This is a genomic window from Amycolatopsis sp. GA6-003 (genome assembly GCF_046267895.1).
Taxonomy (GTDB): Bacteria; Actinomycetota; Actinomycetes; order Mycobacteriales; family Pseudonocardiaceae; genus Amycolatopsis.
Genome location: NZ_CP176499.1, coordinates 8,783,639 through 8,801,937, shown reverse-complemented (window position 1 = coordinate 8,801,937; position 18,299 = coordinate 8,783,639). Strand labels below are relative to the sequence as shown.

The window sequence follows — 18,299 nt, the reverse complement described above, 5'->3', positions numbered from 1 at the left end:
CGGGGCGAATCCGGTTACCGTGGCAGGACGGAAGTCCGAACGGGAAGGAAACTCAGCAGGTGGCAGGGTCGGGTACACCACCGGTCGGCACCCCGGCCGGGATGCGCATGATCAACCAGCGGGCGGTGCTCGACCTGCTGCGCCGCGGCGGGCCCGCGACGCGGCCGCAGGTGGCGAAGGACACCGGGCTGTCGAAGCCGACGGTGAGCCAGGCGCTGCTGGCGCTGGAGGCCGCCGGGCTCGCCCGCGCGACCGGGCACACGTCCACCGGCACCGGCCGTTCGGCGGTGCTCTACGAGGCGGACCCGACCGCGGGGTACGTGCTGGGCCTGGACATCGGCCGCGAGCACATCCGGGTCGCGGTCGCCGACCTGGGCCGCACCACGGTCGCCCGGCGAGACGTGCGCAACACGGCCCGCTCGGGCAGCGCGCTGATCTCCGCACTGGGCAAACTGGCGGCGGACATCGTCGCCGAAGCGGGCCTGACCAGCGACGACATCGTGGTCCGCGTGCTGGGCTCCCCCGGCGTCGCGGACCCGGTGAAACGCTGTTTCCGGCACGCCCCGAACCTGCCCGGCTGGGGCCGTCCCGGGTTGCTCGACGACCTGGAGCAGGTGCTCGGCCCGGACCTGCTGGTGGAAAACGACGCGAACCTCACCGCGGTCGGCGAATGGGAAAGCGGCGCCGCCCGCGGAGCGTCGGTAGTGGGCTGCATCACCATCGGCACCGGAGTAGGCATGGGCCTGATGGTCGACGGCCGGGTCTTCCGCGGCGCCACCGGCGCAGCGGGAGAAATCGGCTACCTGCCCTACGGCCGCACCCGCGTCGGCGACGAGCCCAGCGAACCCCCCGCCCGCGGCCACCTGGAAGAAGCGACCGCCGCACAGTCGGTGGTCCGCGGCGCACGCGAACTGGGCCTGGGCACAGCCCGATCCGCCCGCGAAGTCTTCAGGCTAGCCCGCGAGGGGGACGAACTGGCGCAACGAGCGGTATCCGCGGAAGCAGACCGACTCGCCTACACCGTCGCTTCGGTGGCCGCGGTGATCGACCCGGAACTGATCGTCCTGGGCGGCGGCGTAGGAACGGCAGCAGACCTGCTGCTGGAACCAATCGACCGCGCCCTTCGCGCGTTCACCCCGCTCACCACCACGGTGGTGCAAGGCGAACTCGGCGACGACGGCGTCCTCACCGGCGCCATCAGCGTCGGCCTGCGCGCAGCAGAACGCCTAGTCTTCGACCGCCGCGTAGGCGCCGCCTAACCCGCACCGCTGCACCCAACAGCGCGGCACCAACCGCAACCGCTGCACCCAAACAGCGAGGCACCCAGCCCTAAAACCGCAGCCAGCGCACCCAACGAGCGAGGCACCCAGCCCCTCCCCCGCACCCCGATACGAAGCCTCCCTGCGGGCGGTGGGTGCTTGTCAAGGCATCTTTCCCGCCTTGACAAGCACCCACCGACCGTCAGCACAATCAAGCTTCGGGGTGCCCCACGCCAAACCGGGCGCAATGTCGCCCGCCAGGGCGACGAGCCGCCCCCCGGCACCCCGCAAACCTCCCCCACCCCCGGTACCTTGCAGGAATGATCGGACTGCCCGACACCATCACCGCCTGCCTCTTCGACCTGGACGGCGTACTGACCGGGACGGCCGTGCTCCACCGCGAGGCGTGGAAACGGACGTTCGACGAATACCTCCGCACCCGCGACTCCGCGAACTTCCAGGAATTCACCGACACCGACTACGCCACCTACGTAGACGGCCGCCCGCGCGCCGACGGCGTCCGGGAATTCCTGCGCTCCCGCGGAATCGAACTCCCCGAAGGCGCCCCGGACGACCCCGTCGACGCACCCACCGTCAACGGCATCGGCAACCGCAAAAACGAACTGGTCCTCAAAATCATCGACGAACGCGGCGTAAACCCCTATCCGGGCTCCGTCCGCTACCTGGAAGCAGCCCAGCAAGCGGGCCTCCGGATCGCCGTAGTGACCTCCTCGGCGAACGGCGCGAAGGTCCTCGACGCAGCCGACCTGTCCCGCTTCGTGGAAGCCCGCGTAGACGGCCTGGTCATCCGCCGCGACCACCTGAAAGGCAAGCCCGCGCCCGATTCCTTCCTCGCCGGAGCCAAGGCGCTGGGCGTGGACCCGAAACAGGCCGCGGTGTTCGAAGACGCACAATCCGGCGTCCAGGCGGGAAAAGCCGGCGGTTTCGGGTACGTCGTGGGCGTGAACCGCGAAAACCAGGCGGCCGCCCTGCGCGCGCACGGCGCCGACGTCGTGGTGGACGACCTCGCCGACCTGCTGGAGGACAAGTGACAGAACTCGGTTACGAGTGCGCGCCGTGGGAGCTGCGCTGGCGCGGGCTCGACGTGGATGCGTTGCAGCGCACCGAATCCGCCTTCGCGGTCTCGAACGGACACATCGGACTCCGTGGCACCCTTGAGGAAGGCGAACCGCGCGGGCTGCCCGGCACGTACCTCAACGGCTTCTACGAACAGCACGAACTCCCTTACGCCGAGGGCGGTTACGGCTATCCGGAGGAAGGCCAGACCGTCGTCAACGTGACCGACGGCAAGATCATCCGGCTGCTGGTCGAGGACGAGCCGCTGGACATGCGCTACGGCATCGCGACCGCGCACGACCGCGTGCTCGACTTCCGCCGCGGCACGCTGCGCCGGGTCACCGAATGGTCCTCCCCCACCGGCAGGCGCGTGCGGGTGACCACCGAGCGGCTGGTTTCCTTCACCCAGCGCGCGGTCGCCGCGATCCGCTACGAGGTCGAACCGCTGGACGAGAACCTGCAGCTCGTCGTGCAGTCCGACCTGCTGGCCAACGAACCGGTCGAGTCCGACACGCACGACCCGCGGGTGGCCGCCGCGCTCGACGCGCCGCTGGTCGGCGAGTTCTGCCACGCCGCGGGCTACCAGGCGGTGCTGGTGCACCAGACCCGGATGTCCGGGCTGCGGGTCGCCGCCGCGATGGACCACAAAATCGAGGTGGACGACGGCCTGCGCACCCGCATCCACGCCGAGGAGGACCTCGCCCGGCTCACCGCCGCGGTCGACGTGCCCAAGGGCGGACGGCTGCGGGTCACCAAATTCCTCGCCTACGGCTGGTCCGCGCAACGGTCCGCGCCCGCCTTGCGCGCACAGGTCGAAGCCGCGCTCGCGGGCGCCCGGCAGACCGGCTGGAAAGGCCTGGCCGCCGAGCAGCGCCAGTTCCTGGACGACTTCTGGGCCACTTCGGACATCGAAATCGACGGCGACCCGGAACTCCAGCAGGCCGTCCGGTTCGCGCTCTTCCACCTGCTGCAGGCCGGAGCCCGCGGCGAAACCCGGGCGATCGCCGGGAAAGGCCTCACCGGCCCGGGGTATGACGGGCACGCGTTCTGGGACACCGAAACCTTCGTGCTGCCGGTGCTGACGTACACGATGCCGGACGCCGCCCGCGACGCGCTCGGCTGGCGACACTCCACAATAGACAAAGCGAAAGAGCGCGCGGCCCAGCTCGGCCTGCGCGGCGCGGCTTTCCCGTGGCGGTCCATCAACGGGGCCGAATGCTCCGCGTACTGGCCGGCCGGGACCGCGGCGTTCCACGTCAGCGCGGACATCGCCGACGCCGTCGTGCGCTACGTGAACGCCACCCAGGACGAGCATTTCGAACGCACCTGCGGCGCGGAACTGCTGCTGGAAACCGCGCGGCTGTGGGCCTCCCTTGGGCATTACGACCACCACGGGCACTTCCGCATCGACGGCGTCACCGGGCCCGACGAGTACTCCGCGGTGGCGGACAACAACGTCTACACGAACCTGATGGCGCGCAAGAACTTGCTCGCCGCGGCCGACGTGTGCCAGCGGCATCCGGACGTCGCCGCACAGTTCGAAGTGGACACTCCCGAGATCGATTCCTGGCGCGCCGCGGCGGATGCCATGGCGCTGCCCTACGACCAGGAACTCGGCGTGCACCCGCAGTCGGAAGGCTTCCTGCAGCACGACGAGTGGGATTTCGCCGCCACCGACGAGGATTTCTACCCGCTGCTGCTGAACTACCCGTACTTCGACCTGTACCGCAAGCAGGTCGTCAAGCAGGCCGACCTCGTGCTGGCCCTGCATCTGTGCGGCGATTCGTTCAGCCCCGAGGAAAAAGCCCGCGACTTCGCCTACTACGAAGCACGGACCGTCCGCGATTCCTCGCTGTCCGCGGGCACCCAGGCCGTCATCGCCGCCGAGGTCGGACACCTGCAGCTGGCCTACGACTACCTCGCCGAAGCGGCGCTGACCGACCTGCACGACGTGCACAACAACGTCCGCAACGGCCTGCACATGGCGTCCCTGGCCGGTGCCTGGCAGGCCACCGTGGCCGGATTCGGCGGCCTTCGCGACTACGGCGGCCAGCTCTCGTTCGCGCCCCGGCTGCCGGAGGAACTGGGCGGCCTCACCTTCCGCCTCGCCTTCCGGGAAACGCGGTTCCAGGTGTCCATCCAGCACGACGCGGCGACGTACCGGGTGCTCAACGGGCCGCCGCTGGACCTGATCCACCACGGCGAACGGTTCACCGTGACCGAGGAGCCGGTGGAGCTGCCGATCCCGAAGCTGGACCCGGGCCCCGCGCCGGTCCAGCCGGCCGGCCGCGCTCCGGCGCGCCGGGACGCGTCGAAGGTGCGGCAGTTCGACCGAACCTGACTCGCGAGCGGCGATGCCGGGGCGAACCGGCTCTAAACCGCGGGACATGGTTGGCACCCGGACTTGGTGATCACAGGGAATCCGGGTGAGTGAGCCCCAGTTGGACCGCGAGGCGCGCCGGTGCCTCGCGGTCCTGCGTCAGGTCGAGGAAGTGTCCGGGAACGCCGCGCTGACGGCGCAACTACCACTTCGGGCTCGCCACTAACACGTCCTCGACAAAGGCATCGGGCACGTCTGCCTCAAGCCCCGCACGCCCCCTCCACGGCATCGTCATCGACAACGTCTTCACCGGTCAAACCCCTACGAGAGACTCCGGCAGAAAACCCAAACCACACAGTCCGAGTGACACCGATCTTCCGCAGTCGCACAGCCGGTTCTAACCGGCATCGCCGCTCACGACGGCGTTTCGTCCGTGCCCGGCACCCGCGGCACCTCGTCGGTCCGGGGCGGGCTCAGGTCCGGCCCCGGCGCGGTGGCCACCTCGCCGGGCAGCTCGTCCGGATCGGGCAGCTCGCGTTTGCGGCGCGCGGGGAACGGCGTTTCCTCGTCGTCGTCGTCCTCGGAGCGGTCGCGGGGAAGGAATTCGCTGCGCGGGGTCATGTCTCCGGGATACCCGGTTTACCGCGCCCGCACCAGGGAGTTCACGCGGCCGGACGCGAGCGCTGCTTTCCGGTCGCGTCGGTGAGCTGGTCCAGCAGCGTCAGCAGGAGCCCGTCCCGGGTCGACCACGGGCAGATCGTCATCTTCCCGCCCGCGACCGTCAGCAGGGCTTCCGCGACCACCGCGCCGCCGAGCGCCTGCTGGGCCCGCTGCCGCGAAATCCCGGGCAGCTGCGCCCGCCGCGCGAACGGCATCGCCGAGAGCCGCGGAATCCACGCGCGCACGTCGTCCAGGTGCAGCTCGCGGGCCTTGCCCGGACGGTCGCCGGCCAGCCGGGCCAGCTGCCGCAGCACCTTCGAACAGCCGACCACGCGGTGTTCGGCCAGTTCAGCCTGCACATCGCCCAGCGCGGCGGCGACTTCCTCCAGCACGTGGTCACGCAGCGCACGCACTTGCTTGCCGCGCACCGGCGGTTCGGCGGGCAGCCAGTCGCGCGTGACCGACCGGGCGCCCAGAGGCAGCGACCGCGCGAAAGTGGCCTGCTCGCCGGCCCCGGCGGACAGCTCGACCGTGCCGCCGCCGATGTCGAGCACCAGCAGCGGTCCCCCGGCCGCGCCGTACCAGCGGCGCGCGCCGACGTAGGTCAGCTCCGCTTCCCTGCGGCCGGAGAGGAACCGCAGTTCGACCCCGGTTTCGCGGGCGACCGCACGGACCGCCTCCCGGGAGTTGACCGCGTCCCGGACCGACGACGTGGCCAGCGGAAACACGTCCTTGACCCCGTGCTCGCGGGCAAAGTCCATGCCGTTCGCGACGGCCTTCGCGATGGCCGCGATGCCGCGTTCGCTGAGCCGTCCGTCGTCGTCGAGTTCGCGGTCGAGGCGCAGCCGGGTCTGGTGCGTCAGCGCCGGGTCGATCGGGGATCCGCCGGGTTCGAGCACGACGAGCCGGGCACTGAACGATCCCACGTCCAGCACCGCAGCAGCGGGTCCTTCGATTCTGCGCACAGCCCGGCCTACCTCGCTTTCGCCCCGCCCGGATTCCCCGTTGAACCCGTTCTTACTCCCGTATTCGCGTCCCGCGCGGGGAGTTGACGGCATTTCGACGGCGGCATCGACCTGAGGTGCGGTTTTTTCACACCCTCAGTAGCCCGCATCATAGCGGACCTAGCCGAGCAGCTCCTTCAGCTTGGCGACGGCGGCCACCCGCGCCTCGCGTCCGGGCTGCAGCGGGTTGACCGCCAGCGTGGTCGCCCCGGCCTCCTTGAACGCCGCCAGCCGCTCCTTCACATACCCCGCCGGACCGACCAGCGACGTGGCGCGCAGCAGCTCCGTCGGGACCGCCGCGGCGGCTTCTTCCTTCTTGCCGTCGAGGTACAGGTCCTGGATTTTCTTCGCCTCGGCCTCGTAGCCGTAGTTGCACGCGAGCGTGTTGTAGAAGTTCTTGCCGCGCGCGCCCATCCCGCCGATGTACAGCGCGAACACCGGGCGCACCCAGTCGAGCAGGCCCTCGACGTCGTCGCCGATGGCCAGCGGCGGCGCGGCGAACACGTCCAGCTCGCCCAGCTCCGGGTCGCGTTTGGCCTTGCCCTCGGCCAGCGCGGCTCCCCAGACGTCGGCGGCCTTCTCCGGGTGGAAGAAGATCGGCTGCCAGCCCTCGGCGACCTCGGCGGCGAGCGCGACGTTCTTCGGCCCGAGCGCGGCGAGCACGACCGGGATCCGCTCGCGCACCGGGTGGTTGATCAGCTTGAGCGGCTTGCCGAGCCCGGTGCCCTGGTCCGCAGGAAGCGGGATCGTGTAGTGCTTGCCGTCGTGCACGACGCGCTCGCGCTTCCACACCTGGCGGCAGATCTCGATGATCTCGCGGGTGCGGCCGATCGGCGCGTCGTACTTCACGCCGTGGAAACCCTCGATGACCTGCGGTCCGGACGCGCCGAGGCCGAGGGTGAACCGGCCGTCGGACACGAAGTCCAGCCCGGCCGCGGTCATCGCGGTGAGGCTCGGGGTGCGGGTGTAGATCTGGAAGATGCCCGACATCAGGCCGACGCGCTCGGTCTTCGCCGCGAGGTAGCCGAGCTGGCTCACCGCGTCGAAGCTGTAGGCCTCGGGGACGAACACGATGTCGAGCCCGACCCGTTCCAGCTCCACGATGTCCGCGACGCTTTCGGCGAACCCGCCCGAGTAGCTGACGCCGGTGCCGATCCTCATCGATCCCTCATTCCCGTGCCGGTCGACTGTGACTAAGCGTTTGCTCATTATGCGGCCGCCCGGGTGCCGGCGCTACGGCGTGGGTCACACCACAGCGGGCGCCACCGTCCCGCGCACCTCGCCGAAGCCGATCCGGGCGCCGGCCGGACCCGGGGCGGAGGCGCTGACGACGACCTCGTCGCCGTCTTCCAGGAAGGCCCGGGTCTCGTCGCCGACCGCGAGCGGTTCGCGCCCGCCCCAGCTCAGCTCCAGCAGCGAACCGCGCTGGTCCTTCGCCGGGCCGGTGACCGTGCCGGACGCGTACAGGTCGCCGGTGCGCAGGCTCGCGCCGTTCACCGTGAGGTGCGCGAACTGCTGCGCGGCCGTCCAGTACTGCGTGGCGAACGGCGGGCTGGACACGAGGTGGCCGTTGATCCGGATTTCCAGCGTCAGGTCGAGACTCCACGATTCGGCCGGGCGCAGGTATTCGAACGGCTCCGGATGCTGCGCGGGCTGGGACACCCGGGCGTGTTCCAAGGCGGCGAGCGGGACCAGCCACGGCGACACGGACGTGGCGAACGATTTGCCGAGGAACGGCCCGAGCGGCTGCGATTCCCAGCCCTGCAGGTCGCGCGCCGACCAGTCGTTGACCAGGCAGACGCCGAACACGTGGCGCGGGAACTCGTCGATCGGCACCGGTGCGCCCAGCTCCGAGCCCACGCCGACGACGAAGCCGACCTCGGCCTCGAAGTCGAGCCGGGTGGCCGCGCCGAACGACGGTTCCGGGGCGCGCCGCGGTTTCCGCTGCCCCGCCGGGCGAACCACGGGAGTGCCCGACGGGACGACGGTTCCCGCGCGGCCGTGGTAGCCGATCGGCAGGTGTTTCCAGTTCTCCGGCACCAGATCGTCGCCGCCGGTGAAGATCCGGCTGGCGTTGAGCGCGTGCTGTTCGCTGGAGTAGAAGTCGACGTAGTCCGCGACGTCCACCGGCAGATGGCTGACGATGTCCTCGCGGGGCACCAGGTGCGGCCGGATCCGGTCGGCGTGGCGCGGTTCGGTGAGCCATTCGCGGACCCGCGCCCGCACTTCGGCCCAGGTGTCCGGGCCGGCGGCGAGCAACGGGTTCAGCACGCCCGCGCCGAGCAGGCGGCCGAAGGACTCGCCCTCGGCCGCCGCGCTCAGGTCGAGCACCTGGTCTCCGACCGCGACGCCCGCCCGCCGGATCCGCTCGCCGTGCGAGAAAACGCCGTAGGGCAGGTTGTCCAGGCCGAACAGGGTGTCCGGCGGAAGGTCGAGCCAGGTCACGCGGACGCCTCCGCGATCCACGCGCCGACCACGGTGTCCAATGCGGACAGCGGGAGGATTCCGTTGCCCAGGACGACGTCGTGGAAGGCGCGGATGTCGAACCGGTCGCCCAGCGCCTGTTCGGCCTCGGCGCGGACGCGCTGGATTTCCAGCCGTCCCACCATGTAGCTCAGCGCCTGGCCCGGATTCGCGACGTACCGGTCGATCTCGGCCTCGATCTCCATCTTCGCCATCGGCGTGTGCTCCACCAGGTAGTCGACCGCCTGCTGCCGGGTCCAGCCCAGCGCGTGCAAACCGGTGTCGACCACCAGCCGGCCGGCCCGCATGGAGTCCTGGGCCAGCATGCCGAAGCGGGCGATGTCGTCGGAGTACAGGCCCATCTCGTCGGCGAGGCGCTCCGCGTACAGGCCCCAGCCCTCGATGTAGGCGTTGAACGGCGCGATCCGGCGCAGCAGCGGCAGATCGGCGAGTTCCTGCGCGAAGGTGAGCTGGAAGTGGTGGCCGGGAACGGCTTCGTGGAACGCGATCCCCTCGCTGGTGAACCGCGGCCGCGAACTCGCCTCGTAGGTGTTCGCGTAGTACGTGCCGGGCCGGGAACCGTCGAACGCCGCCTGCAGGTAGTAGGCGATGGTGCCGCTCGCCGCGTCCGCCTCCGGAACCGGCTCGACCGCGCACTTCGCCTCCGGAACCCGGGAGAACCATTGCGGGGCAACGGTTTCCGCCCGGGCGATGGCCGTGCGCGCGCCTTCCAGCAGCTCCTCGCCGTCGCGCCAGCGCAGCTCCGGGTCGTTGCGGAGCCGGTCGAAGATCTCCCGCAGCTCTCCGGTGCCGAACACGCGGGCGCCGAGTTCGCGGTACTCCTCGGCCAGCTTTTCGCCCAGCCGCAGCCCGGTTTCGTGCAGTTCCCGCGCGGTGCGGTCGGTGGTGGTGTGCGCGCGGATCAGGCCCTGGTACTTCTCCAGCCCGCCCGGCAGATGGCTGATGCCCGGCTCGCTGTCCGTCTTCGAAACCGGCAGCACGTCCTCGGCGAGGAAGTCGCGGTAGCGCCGGTAGGCGGGCCGCACGACTTCGGCGAGCAGCCGGTCGCACTCCGCCGCGAAGCCCTCGACCTCGACCGCTGGGGTTACGCGGAACGGGTCGCCGTCCTCGTTCGCGAGGTACCGCTCGACGTACTCGATCCCGATGCGCACCAGGAAGTCCGGCGGCGCGAATCCTTCCGCGACGGTCGTCCGCTGCGCCTCGATCACCGCGTCGAGATAGCCGCCGATCGCCGCCAGCCGCGTGAGGTAGTCGCGCGCCTTGCCCTCGTCCTCCGGGACCAGCGCGGGAAGGATCGTCATCAGGTTCAGCGCGGGCGAGCTGAACCCGTCGCTCACCGCGAAGCCGGACAGCCGCGAGTCGATCGTGTCGATCGCGCCGCGGGCGTGCGTGCGCACCACCTCGCGGGTGATGACCTCGGACGGGGTCAGCCCGGCCGGGTCGATGGCGTCGGCGCGCTCGGCGATCGCGGCGTACCTGGCGCGGTCGCGCTCGGCCGCGGCAAGGCTCGGGTCGGCGAGCTTCGTGTGGTCGCCGGGCAGGCCGAGGACGGTGCGCTCCAGCGGTTCCCGCTCGAAGTCCAGCTCGACCAGCTCGTCGGCCAGACCGGCGACGGTGTCGCCGTGGCCGGCCACCCACTCGGTGACCACGGCGTCCAGCACCGACAGCGGCAGCGAGCCGCCGGAGAGGACGGTGTCGTGGAACGCCTTGACGTCGAAGCGGCTGCCGAGCCGCTGCTCGGCCTGCGCGCGCAGCCGCTCGATTTCCAGCCGTCCCACCATGTACGCCAGCGCCTGGCCCGGGTAGCCGAGGTACCGGTCGACCTCGGACTCGATCTCGACCCGCGCCATCGGCGTGTGCTCCAGCAGGTAGTCGACCGCCTGCTGCCGGCTCCAGCCCAGGGCGTGCATGCCGGTGTCGACGATCAGCCGGCCGGCCCGCATGGACTCCATCGTCAGCATGCCCAGCAGCGACACGTCGTCGGAGTACAGGCCCATCTCGTCGGCGAGGCGCTCGGTGTAGAGGCCCCAGCCCTCGGCGTACGCGGTGAAGTTGCCGATGCGGCGCAGCAGCGGCAGGTCGGCGAGGTCGAGGGCGGTGCTGAGCTGGAAGTGGTGGCCCGGGATCGCCTCGTGGAACGCGATGACCTCGGCGGTGTGCCGGAACCGCTCGGTGGCCTGGTGGGTGTTCGCGAAGTAGACGCCGGGGCGGGACCCGTCCGCGGCGGGCGGCATGTAGTACGCCGGGGGCGCGCCGGGCGCGGAGTCCTCCGGCACCGCCTCGACGGTCCACGGATGCTCCGGGACGCGGCCGAACCAGTTCGGCGCCTCGGCCGCGGCGCGGGAGATGGCCGTGCGGGCGGTTTCGAGGAGGTCCTCGGCGCTCGTCCAGCGGAGCTTCGGGTCGGTGCGCAGCCGCTCGAAGATCTCCGGCAGCTCGCGCGTGCCGAACACGCGCTCGCCGAGCGCCTGGTACTGCTCGACCTGGCCGGCGATGATCGCGAGGCCGGTGTCGTGCAGCTCCTGCGGGGTGCGGTCGCTGGTGGTGTGGGTGCGGGCGAGGCGGGCGTAGATCTCGTCGCCGCCGGGGAGCCAGGAGACGCCCGCCTTGTCGTCCGGGCGGCCGTGCGGGAGGACCTCGGCCTCGAGGAAATCGCGGTACTCGCGGAAACCCGGCCGGGCGAAGTCGCGGAGGATTTCGTCGCGGCGGGCGGCGAACTCGTCGTTCGGGGCGGGCTGGCGCAGCAGCGGGTCGTTCTCGGGCTCGGCGAGGTAGCGGTCGAGGTGCGCGATCGCGGCCTTGACCAGGCGTTCGACCGGCAGGAGTCCCGCGGCGATGCCGTCGCGGTGGCGTTGCGCGACGGCGCGGAGGTACTCGGGGATCTCGCGGAGCCTGCCGAGATGCGCCTCCGCGGTTTCCGCGGTGACGGTGATCATCGGCAGCGCGGACAGCAGCCCGGACGCGGGCCCGACGAACAGGTCGGTGACGGTGAAGTCGACGACCCGGCTGTCCATCCGGTCGAGGCTTCCGGCGATGGAGCTGAGCACGACGTCGCGGGTGACGCGGTCGGCCGCGCCGAGCCCGGCCGGGTCGACCGCCTCGGCGCGCTCCCGGATCCCGGCGAGCTTCTCCCGGAACGCCGCCTCCGCCGCGGCCGACGGATCGCCGAGCCCCGGCGCGTCCGGCCGGACGCCGAGAATGGCGGCGTCGAGCGGCTCGTGGTCGAACGACGCCTCGACCAGCTCGTCGGCGAGATCGGAAACGACGGACATCGGCGTGGACCCCCAGGGTAGGCGGAGAAGGTGCTGCCGCCGACCCTAATCGAGACCCGCGCCGCGACGCCCGTCTCCCGGCTGGCCGGTCCCTCGGCAGGCCTACCGGCGTGCCGGGGCGTGGAACTCGGGGCGGCCGGGTTGGGGCGGGTTTTCGCTTTTCCGCGCTGGTGCGGCGGTTGGCCTGGGCGCGCTTTGGCGGCGGTTGGCCTGGGCGCCATGCCAGGAAGGCACGGTTCGCGAGGCCTTTCGGACAACCGGCCACCGCCCGCATCCCGCCAGCCGCCGCGGTGGCGCGCGGCTCGCCGATGCCGAGGGCAAGGCATCCCCCACGAGACAAGGCCCGCAAGACTCTCCGGACAACTCGCCACCGCCAGCCGCCGCGGCGGCCTGCGGCTCGCCGACGCCGGGGGCAAGGCCTCCCCCGCGAGACCCTCCCGACAACCCGCCACCACCCGCATTCCGCGAGCCGCCGCGATGGCCCGCGGCTCGCCGATGCCGGGAGCAAGGCCTCCCCCGCGAGACCTTCCGGACAACCCGCCACCACCCGCGCCCCACCAGCCCGCAGCTCGCCGACGCCGGAGGCAAGACCGCCATGCCAGCGCGACCACACCCCGCAAACCCTTCCGGACAACCCGCCGCCACCCGCGCCCCGCCAGCCGCCGCGGTGGCGCGGGGCACGCCGGGCGCGGTGGTGCGGCCGGGTGCGGCGGGCGAGGCGGTAGCGTTGCCGGAGTGGCCGTGACCGATCCCGCCGACATCCGCCTGCTCGCCGCGCTCGCCGAGCTGGGCAAGGGGGCTGTGCACGAGCTGGCGGCGAAGGTCGGGATGGATCCGAGGGAGGTCGCCTACCGGCTGGTCGCGCTGTCCGGGAGCGGATTGCCGCTGCTGGTCGGGGTCGAGAGCGACCCGAACGGCCTTCGCGCGGCGATTTCCGGGGCTCCGGCGTCGTGGCAGCGTCCGCAGGGGGGCGGGTATCCGGGAGGGCCCGGGTCGGCGCCGTTCCCCGCGGCCGGGCCCGGCCAGGGCGTGCCGCCGGGTCCGGCCTCCGCGCCGATGGCTTCCGGCCCGGCCGCGATGCCCTCCGGTCCGGCGCCGAACGGCCCGGCTTCGGCGGGAGTCCCGGGGCGGGGCGCGCAGGCTCCCGGGATGCCGGGCTCGTCCGGTCCGCATCCGCCGGGACAGTCCGGGATCCCCGACTCGGCCGGGATGCCGGGGCACTCCGGACCGCACCCGCCGGGGCAGCACGGCATGCCCGGACCCGGGACCTCCGGCGCCTACCCGCCCGGGCAAACCGGTCTCCCCCCGGGCCCGGGGCAGCACGGCAGGCCCGGGCCGGGGACGTCCGGCGCCTACCCGCCGGGGCAGAACGGCATTCCCGGACCGGGAGTGTCCGGCGCCTACGCACCCGGACCGGCCGGGATTTCGGGCGCTTACCCCCCTGGGCCGAACGGGATTCCCGGCGGAATGTCCGGCGCGTACTCCCCCGGGCAGACCGGGATGCCGCCCGCCGGGGCGAGTGTCCACAATGGACCTTACCTGGCTCCGGACCCGGTCGTCAGCACGTGGGGCGTCCCGCAGACGGCTTCCTGGGCCCGCGGCGACGAACCCCGGCCCGCCGCCGCGCCCGCGAAGCAGGGGCGGATCGGCGAGACGATGCAGTCGCAGGGGCTCGAGGGGGAACAGCTTTCGGTGCAGCTGCTGGAAGTCCAGGATCCCGCCGACTTCCTCTTCGGCGCGGCCGGATACCGGCTCGAGGACGGCGAGCGGGCGGTCGTCGTGCACACCGAGATCACCAACCGCGGCCCGATCCCGTTCGCGTCGCTGCCCGACAACTACCTGGAACTCGTCACCGACAGCGGCGAGACCATCGCCAAGGCCCCGGTTTCGCTGACGTCGCGGCCGCCGCACAAGATCGGCGTGCAGCCGGGCGAGACGCTCGGCGGGCACACCGTCTACGTCCTCCCGACCGCCACCCGGGTGGTCGCGGTGCGCTGGAGCCCGCGGCCCGAGCCGGACGAACGCACCCTGACCTGGGCCGTCGACTAACCGGCCGGCCGGCGCCCGCGCCGGTCGGCACCCGGCGCAGGCGCTCGCGAGGCCTCCCGTCTCGCGGGAGGTCCGGAGCACCGGCCACATCGTCCGGACACTCCGCCCAGCGGCCATCCGCGAGACGGGCAAACCCCGCGCATGCCTCGCCAGCAAACCACGCAGCCACCGGGCTAGTTCCCGTGCCGCAAGGTCTCCAGCGCACCGGCCACACCGTCCGGCTACCCCGCCCAGCGGCCATCCGCCAGACGGGCAAACCCCGCGCATCCCGCGTCAGCAAAACCACGCAGCCACCGGGCTAGTTCCCGTGCCGCAAGGTCTCCAGCGCACCGGCCACACCGTCCGGACACTCCGCCCAGCGGCCATCCGCGAGCTGGGCAAGCCCCGCGCATGCCGCGCCAGCAAACCACGCAGCCACCGGACTAGCTCCCGCCCCGCAAGATCCCCAGCGCACCGGCCACACCGTCCGGCTACCCCGCCCAGCGGCCATCCGCCAGACGGGCAAACCCCGCGCATGCCACGTCAGCGAAGCCGCAGGACTAGTTCCCGTCCCGCAAGATCTCCAGCGCACTAGCCAAATCGTCCGGATACTCCGCCTCGAACTCCACCCACCGGCCGTCCGCCGGATGCGCGAAGCCGAGGGTTCGCGCGTGCAGCCACTGCCGCGTCAGGCCGAGTTTCCGGGCCAGCACCGGGTCCGCGCCGTAGGTCAGGTCGCCCGCGCACGGGTGGCGCAGCGCGGAGAAGTGCACGCGGATCTGGTGCGTGCGCCCGGTTTCGAGCTTCACATGCGCCAGCGAAGCCGCCCGGAACGCCTCGACCACCTCGTAGTGCGTGACGCTCGGCCGTCCGCCCGCGACGACCGCGAACTTGTAGTCGTGCCGCGGATGGCGGTCGATCGGGGCGTCGATGGTGCCGCGCGTCGGGTCGGGGTGGCCCTGGACGACGGCGTGGTAGCCCTTGTCGACGGTCCGCTCCTTGAACGCCCGCTTCAGCACGGTGTACGCGTGCTCGCTCTTGGCCACCACCATCACCCCGGTGGTGCCCGCGTCGAGCCGGTGCACGACGCCCTGCCGTTCGGCCGCTCCGGACGTCGAGATGCGCAGCCCGGCCGCCGCGAGGCCGCCGACGACCGTCGGGCCGGTCCAGCCCGGGCTGGGGTGCACGGCGACGCCGACCGGTTTCGAAATCACCACGATGTCGTCGTCATCGTGCAGGATCTTCATGCCTTCGACGGGCTCCGCGACGATTTCCGCCGCCCGTCCGGGTTCCGGCAGCGTCACCTCGAGCAGCCCGCCCGCGGCCAGCCGGTCCGATTTGCCCGCCGGACGGCCGTCGAGGAGCACGTCGCCCGCCGCGGCGAGGTCCGCGACCGCGGTGCGGGACAGGCCGAGCAGTTTGGCGAGCCCGGCGTCGACGCGCATCCCGTCGAGCCCGTCCGGGACGGGCAGCATGCGCGCGCTCACTCGGAGTCCTTCTTCTTGCCGCGGGTGGAGGTGCCGTCGTAGTCCTTGCCGAGCAGGGACAGCAGCACGATCAGCGCGCCGCCGACGCAGATCGCGGAGTCGGCGATGTTGAAGATCGCGAAGCCCTGCCCGTTGGGCACGAACGCGGAGATGAAGTCGACGACGTGCCCGCGCAGCGGTCCGGGCTCGCGGAAGAACCGGTCGGTCAGGTTGCCGAGCGCGCCGGCGAGCACGAGCCCGAGGCCGATCGCCCAGCCGACCGAGCGCAGCCGGCGCGAGATCCACACGATCGCGATCACGACGCCGATCGCGACGAGCGCGAGCACCCAGGTCATGCCGGTCGCCATCGAGAACGCGGCGCCCGGATTGCGGGTGACCTGCAGGTAGATCAGCCCGCCGAGGATCGGCTTGGGCTCCTTGCCCTCGAGGTTGGCGACGACGAGGTTCTTCGTGATCAGGTCGATCGCCCACAGCAGCGCCGCGACCGCGAACACCACCCAGACCCGCCGCTTGGGCAGCGGCGAGGTTTCCTCGGCAGCCCCCTGCTCAGGCGGTTCCGCAGACGGCTCGACCTCGGATTCGGACGGCGAAGGATCGGTGCTCACCCCTCCATTGTCCACAACCGCGCCCGAGCAGGTCACAGCGGCAGTCCCCGGCCGGAATCCGGTCGCCCGGCGCCCGCTGGTTCCGCCTGTTTCGCCGTCGTGCCCGCCGAGATCCCCACCCGCGCCGCCGCGGCGTGGACCCCGCCGACTGTCTCCCGCTGTGGGCGGCCCACTGGCGGGCCTGTCCCGCACCGAACCGCGAGAAATCCACGACGGTCAGCAGGCCGCCCTAGCCGACTGCCTCCCCCGCGGCGGCGACGCCATCAACCGCGTTCCCCGTCGTCGAGTTTGAAATGATCAGTCAACCGGTCGATGGTGAATTTGTTGCTGAGACGGCAAGCGCTGTGCTGATTGGCGAACATGCCGCTCTGCCAAAAGCCTTCGGTCCGGTCGCGGACGGCCACCCATTCGACGGGGACGACGTACTCGGCGGTGTCGTTCGTCGACCAGCCAGGTGCGAGCGAGGTACTCGTGTCCGCCGTCGCGGTAATAACGGAAGAAGACGACATTGATCGGCACCCCGTAGCTGGTGTTGAGGTAGGTGACGATGCGCTCGGTCGCGGAGTCCGCCTCGGCGGCGACTACGGACAAGCGGTGGTCCCTGTTCAGTTCTTCGGGCGGATTGCTGCCCAACCTCCAAGACGTGCAGTGCGCCGTCTCCGTCGACTGCGGGCAAGTCGATGATTTTTCCGAAGCTGGTCGGCACTTTGCTGCCGATCAGCAGCAACCGAGGACCCAAGATGTCCGGGTCCGCCTTCGATCAGGAACAGAAACCGGGCAGCTCCCGCGTGTCCCCCACCGGCGCCCACCGGCCGTCCACCTTCGCGTACTCCCACCGGGCGCCCCGGGCCACGATCTGTCGCAGCGCCAGCACCAGCCGGTCCACGTGTTCCTCGGTGCTCCCCAGCCCCAAGCTCACTCGGACGGCCTGCTGGCCCTCGCTTCCGGCTTCACGGATCAACCGCCGGGCGGCCACATGCGCGCAGAATGCCCCGTCCCGCACGCCGATTCCGTACTCAGCCGACAGAACCGCCGCCAGCCAGCCGGGCTCGAATCCGTCGACCACGAAACTGACCGTGCCGACCCGGTCCACCGGTGCGTCGAAGAAGCGCAGCTCGGCAAACCCGGGCAAGCTCTCGAGACCCTTGCGCAACCGCTCCAGCAGCGCGGCCTCGTGCGCACCAACGGCATCCCAATGCGCCGCCAGCTGCTCGCAGGCCACGCCGAGCGCATACACGCCAACGGTATTCGGCGAACCGGCCTCGTGCCGTTCCTCGCCGGTGTTCCACACCACGGCTTCCTCGGTCACCAGTTTCGTCGCACCGCCGCCGGCCAGGTACGGCTCGGCCGCCCGCAGCCAGTCGCTGCGGCCGATCAGCGCGCCCGCCCCGAACGGCGCGTACAGCTTGTGCCCGGACAGCGCGACATAGTCGACATCCAGCTCCCGCACCGAAATCCTCCGATGCGGAGCGAGCTGCGCGGCGTCGAGCGCGACCCGAGCACCGTGTTTCCGGGCCACCGCGGCGATTTCCGCGACCGGCAGCAGCTCGCCGGTCACGTTGGACGCCCCGGCGACCACCACCAATCGCGGCCCCTGCGGACATTCCGCCAGCGCTTCGTCCACAACGGACACCGCGGCGAGCCGGGTGCGCGGCAGCCGCACGCGCCGGACGTTCGGGCCCCGCCACGGCAGCAGGGCCGCGTGGTGTTCGCTGTCGAACACCACCACGGAAGTCTTGCGCGGCAACGCTTTCGCCAGCAGGTTGAACGCGTCCGTGGTGTTGCGGGTGAAGATCACCGAATCGCCGCTGCGGGCGTCCACGAACCGGCGCAGCACGTCGCGGGTCCGCTCGTACAGCCGGGTGGAGACCTGCGAAGCGAAGCCCGCGCCGCGATGCACGCTGGCGTACCAGGGAAGGAACTCGTCGACCGCCGTGCGCACCGCGTCCAGGCAGGGCGCGCTGGCCGCGTGGTCGAGGTTGGCGTAGCCGATGTCGCCGCCGGTGACCAGCGGGACCCGCAACGCGGCACCAGCGACAGCGGGAACAGCAGAAACAGTTTCCGTGGACCGGTCGAGTGCGAGAGTCATGACGGTGCCTCCTC

13 protein-coding genes are annotated in these 18,299 nt (G+C 71.6%); 4 read left to right on the top strand and 9 right to left on the bottom strand.

The genetic code is table 11. The features are described 5' to 3' along the window. Positions 1–101: 101 nt before the first annotated feature. The 3 genes from F9C12_RS39785 (at position 102) to F9C12_RS39775 (ending at position 4,677) form a co-directional block, all read left to right on the top strand. Positions 102–1,259 (top strand): ROK family protein, encoded by a 1,158-nt coding sequence (locus tag F9C12_RS39785; RefSeq protein WP_409186957.1) that lies wholly within the window; start codon positions 102–104, stop codon positions 1,257–1,259. 320 nt (positions 1,260–1,579) lie between these two features. Then, positions 1,580–2,311: an HAD family hydrolase gene (locus F9C12_RS39780; protein ID WP_409463876.1), complete on the top strand. Its 732-nt coding sequence runs from the start codon at positions 1,580–1,582 to the stop codon at positions 2,309–2,311. Next, positions 2,308–4,677, top strand: a complete 2,370-nt coding sequence (locus F9C12_RS39775; RefSeq protein WP_409463875.1) for a glycoside hydrolase family 65 protein — start codon at positions 2,308–2,310, stop codon at positions 4,675–4,677. The genes F9C12_RS39780 and F9C12_RS39775 overlap by 4 nt, the downstream gene beginning before the upstream one ends. A 393-nt stretch (positions 4,678–5,070) precedes the next feature. Here the strand turns inward: F9C12_RS39775 and F9C12_RS39770 are convergent, their stop codons facing one another. From F9C12_RS39770 to F9C12_RS39750, 5 genes are all read right to left on the bottom strand, one after another. Beyond that, on the bottom strand, positions 5,071–5,277 hold the full coding sequence (locus F9C12_RS39770; RefSeq protein ID WP_409463874.1) for a hypothetical protein: 207 nt from the start codon (positions 5,275–5,277) through the stop codon (positions 5,071–5,073). 41 nt (positions 5,278–5,318) lie between these two features. Then, a complete protein-coding gene (locus F9C12_RS39765; RefSeq protein ID WP_409463873.1) occupies positions 5,319–6,281 on the bottom strand; it encodes a Ppx/GppA phosphatase family protein in 963 nt (320 codons plus the stop codon). A 159-nt stretch (positions 6,282–6,440) separates the two neighbouring features. Continuing rightward, positions 6,441–7,481 (bottom strand): LLM class F420-dependent oxidoreductase, encoded by a 1,041-nt coding sequence (locus F9C12_RS39760; protein ID WP_409179455.1) that lies wholly within the window; start codon positions 7,479–7,481, stop codon positions 6,441–6,443. Positions 7,482–7,565: 84 nt separating this feature from the next. Continuing rightward, positions 7,566–8,765, bottom strand: a complete 1,200-nt coding sequence (gene fahA, locus F9C12_RS39755) for a fumarylacetoacetase (protein ID WP_409463872.1) — start codon at positions 8,763–8,765, stop codon at positions 7,566–7,568. Continuing rightward, positions 8,762–12,076, bottom strand: coding sequence for a DUF885 domain-containing protein (locus F9C12_RS39750; protein ID WP_409463871.1), 3,315 nt, complete (start codon positions 12,074–12,076; stop codon positions 8,762–8,764). Before F9C12_RS39750 ends, fahA begins: the two co-directional genes overlap by 4 nt. A 741-nt stretch (positions 12,077–12,817) precedes the next feature. On the opposite strand from F9C12_RS39750, the gene F9C12_RS39745 reads away from it, so the two are divergent. After that, positions 12,818–14,125 (top strand): AsnC family protein, encoded by a 1,308-nt coding sequence (locus F9C12_RS39745; RefSeq protein WP_409467146.1) that lies wholly within the window; start codon positions 12,818–12,820, stop codon positions 14,123–14,125. Between the two features lie 539 nt (positions 14,126–14,664). Here the strand turns inward: F9C12_RS39745 and F9C12_RS39740 are convergent. The 4 genes from F9C12_RS39740 to F9C12_RS39725 all read right to left on the bottom strand — a co-directional run bounded on the left by F9C12_RS39740 (position 14,665) and on the right by F9C12_RS39725 (position 18,285). Next, the gene (locus F9C12_RS39740; protein ID WP_409463870.1) at positions 14,665–15,591 is read right to left on the bottom strand and encodes an RluA family pseudouridine synthase; all 927 of its coding nucleotides are present in this window, start codon (positions 15,589–15,591) and stop codon (positions 14,665–14,667) included. Then, entirely contained in the window at positions 15,588–16,196 is a 609-nt protein-coding gene (lspA, locus tag F9C12_RS39735) for a signal peptidase II (protein ID WP_409463869.1), read from the bottom strand. Before lspA ends, F9C12_RS39740 begins: the two co-directional genes overlap by 4 nt. A gap of 263 nt (positions 16,197–16,459) precedes the next feature. Further along, complete coding sequence (locus tag F9C12_RS39730) at positions 16,460–16,705, bottom strand: hypothetical protein (protein ID WP_409179449.1); 246 nt, start codon at positions 16,703–16,705, stop codon at positions 16,460–16,462. Between the two features lie 251 nt (positions 16,706–16,956). Further along, positions 16,957–18,285, bottom strand: coding sequence for an aminotransferase class V-fold PLP-dependent enzyme (locus F9C12_RS39725; RefSeq protein WP_409463868.1), 1,329 nt, complete (start codon positions 18,283–18,285; stop codon positions 16,957–16,959). Positions 18,286–18,299: the final 14 nt, after the last annotated feature.

Coding starts and splice junctions, on each gene's coding strand:
- F9C12_RS39785 (WP_409186957.1), top strand. CDS start 102: ATGCGCATGATCAACCAGCGGGCGGTGCTCGACCTGCTGCGCCGCGGC.
- F9C12_RS39780 (WP_409463876.1), top strand. CDS start 1,580: ATGATCGGACTGCCCGACACCATCACCGCCTGCCTCTTCGACCTGGAC.
- F9C12_RS39770 (WP_409463874.1), bottom strand. CDS start 5,277: ATGACCCCGCGCAGCGAATTCCTTCCCCGCGACCGCTCCGAGGACGAC.
- F9C12_RS39760 (WP_409179455.1), bottom strand. CDS start 7,481: ATGAGGATCGGCACCGGCGTCAGCTACTCGGGCGGGTTCGCCGAAAGC.
- F9C12_RS39750 (WP_409463871.1), bottom strand. CDS start 12,076: ATGTCCGTCGTTTCCGATCTCGCCGACGAGCTGGTCGAGGCGTCGTTC.
- F9C12_RS39730 (WP_409179449.1), bottom strand. CDS start 16,705: ATGTCGTCTTCTTCCGTTATTACCGCGACGGCGGACACGAGTACCTCG.
- F9C12_RS39725 (WP_409463868.1), bottom strand. CDS start 18,285: ATGACTCTCGCACTCGACCGGTCCACGGAAACTGTTTCTGCTGTTCCC.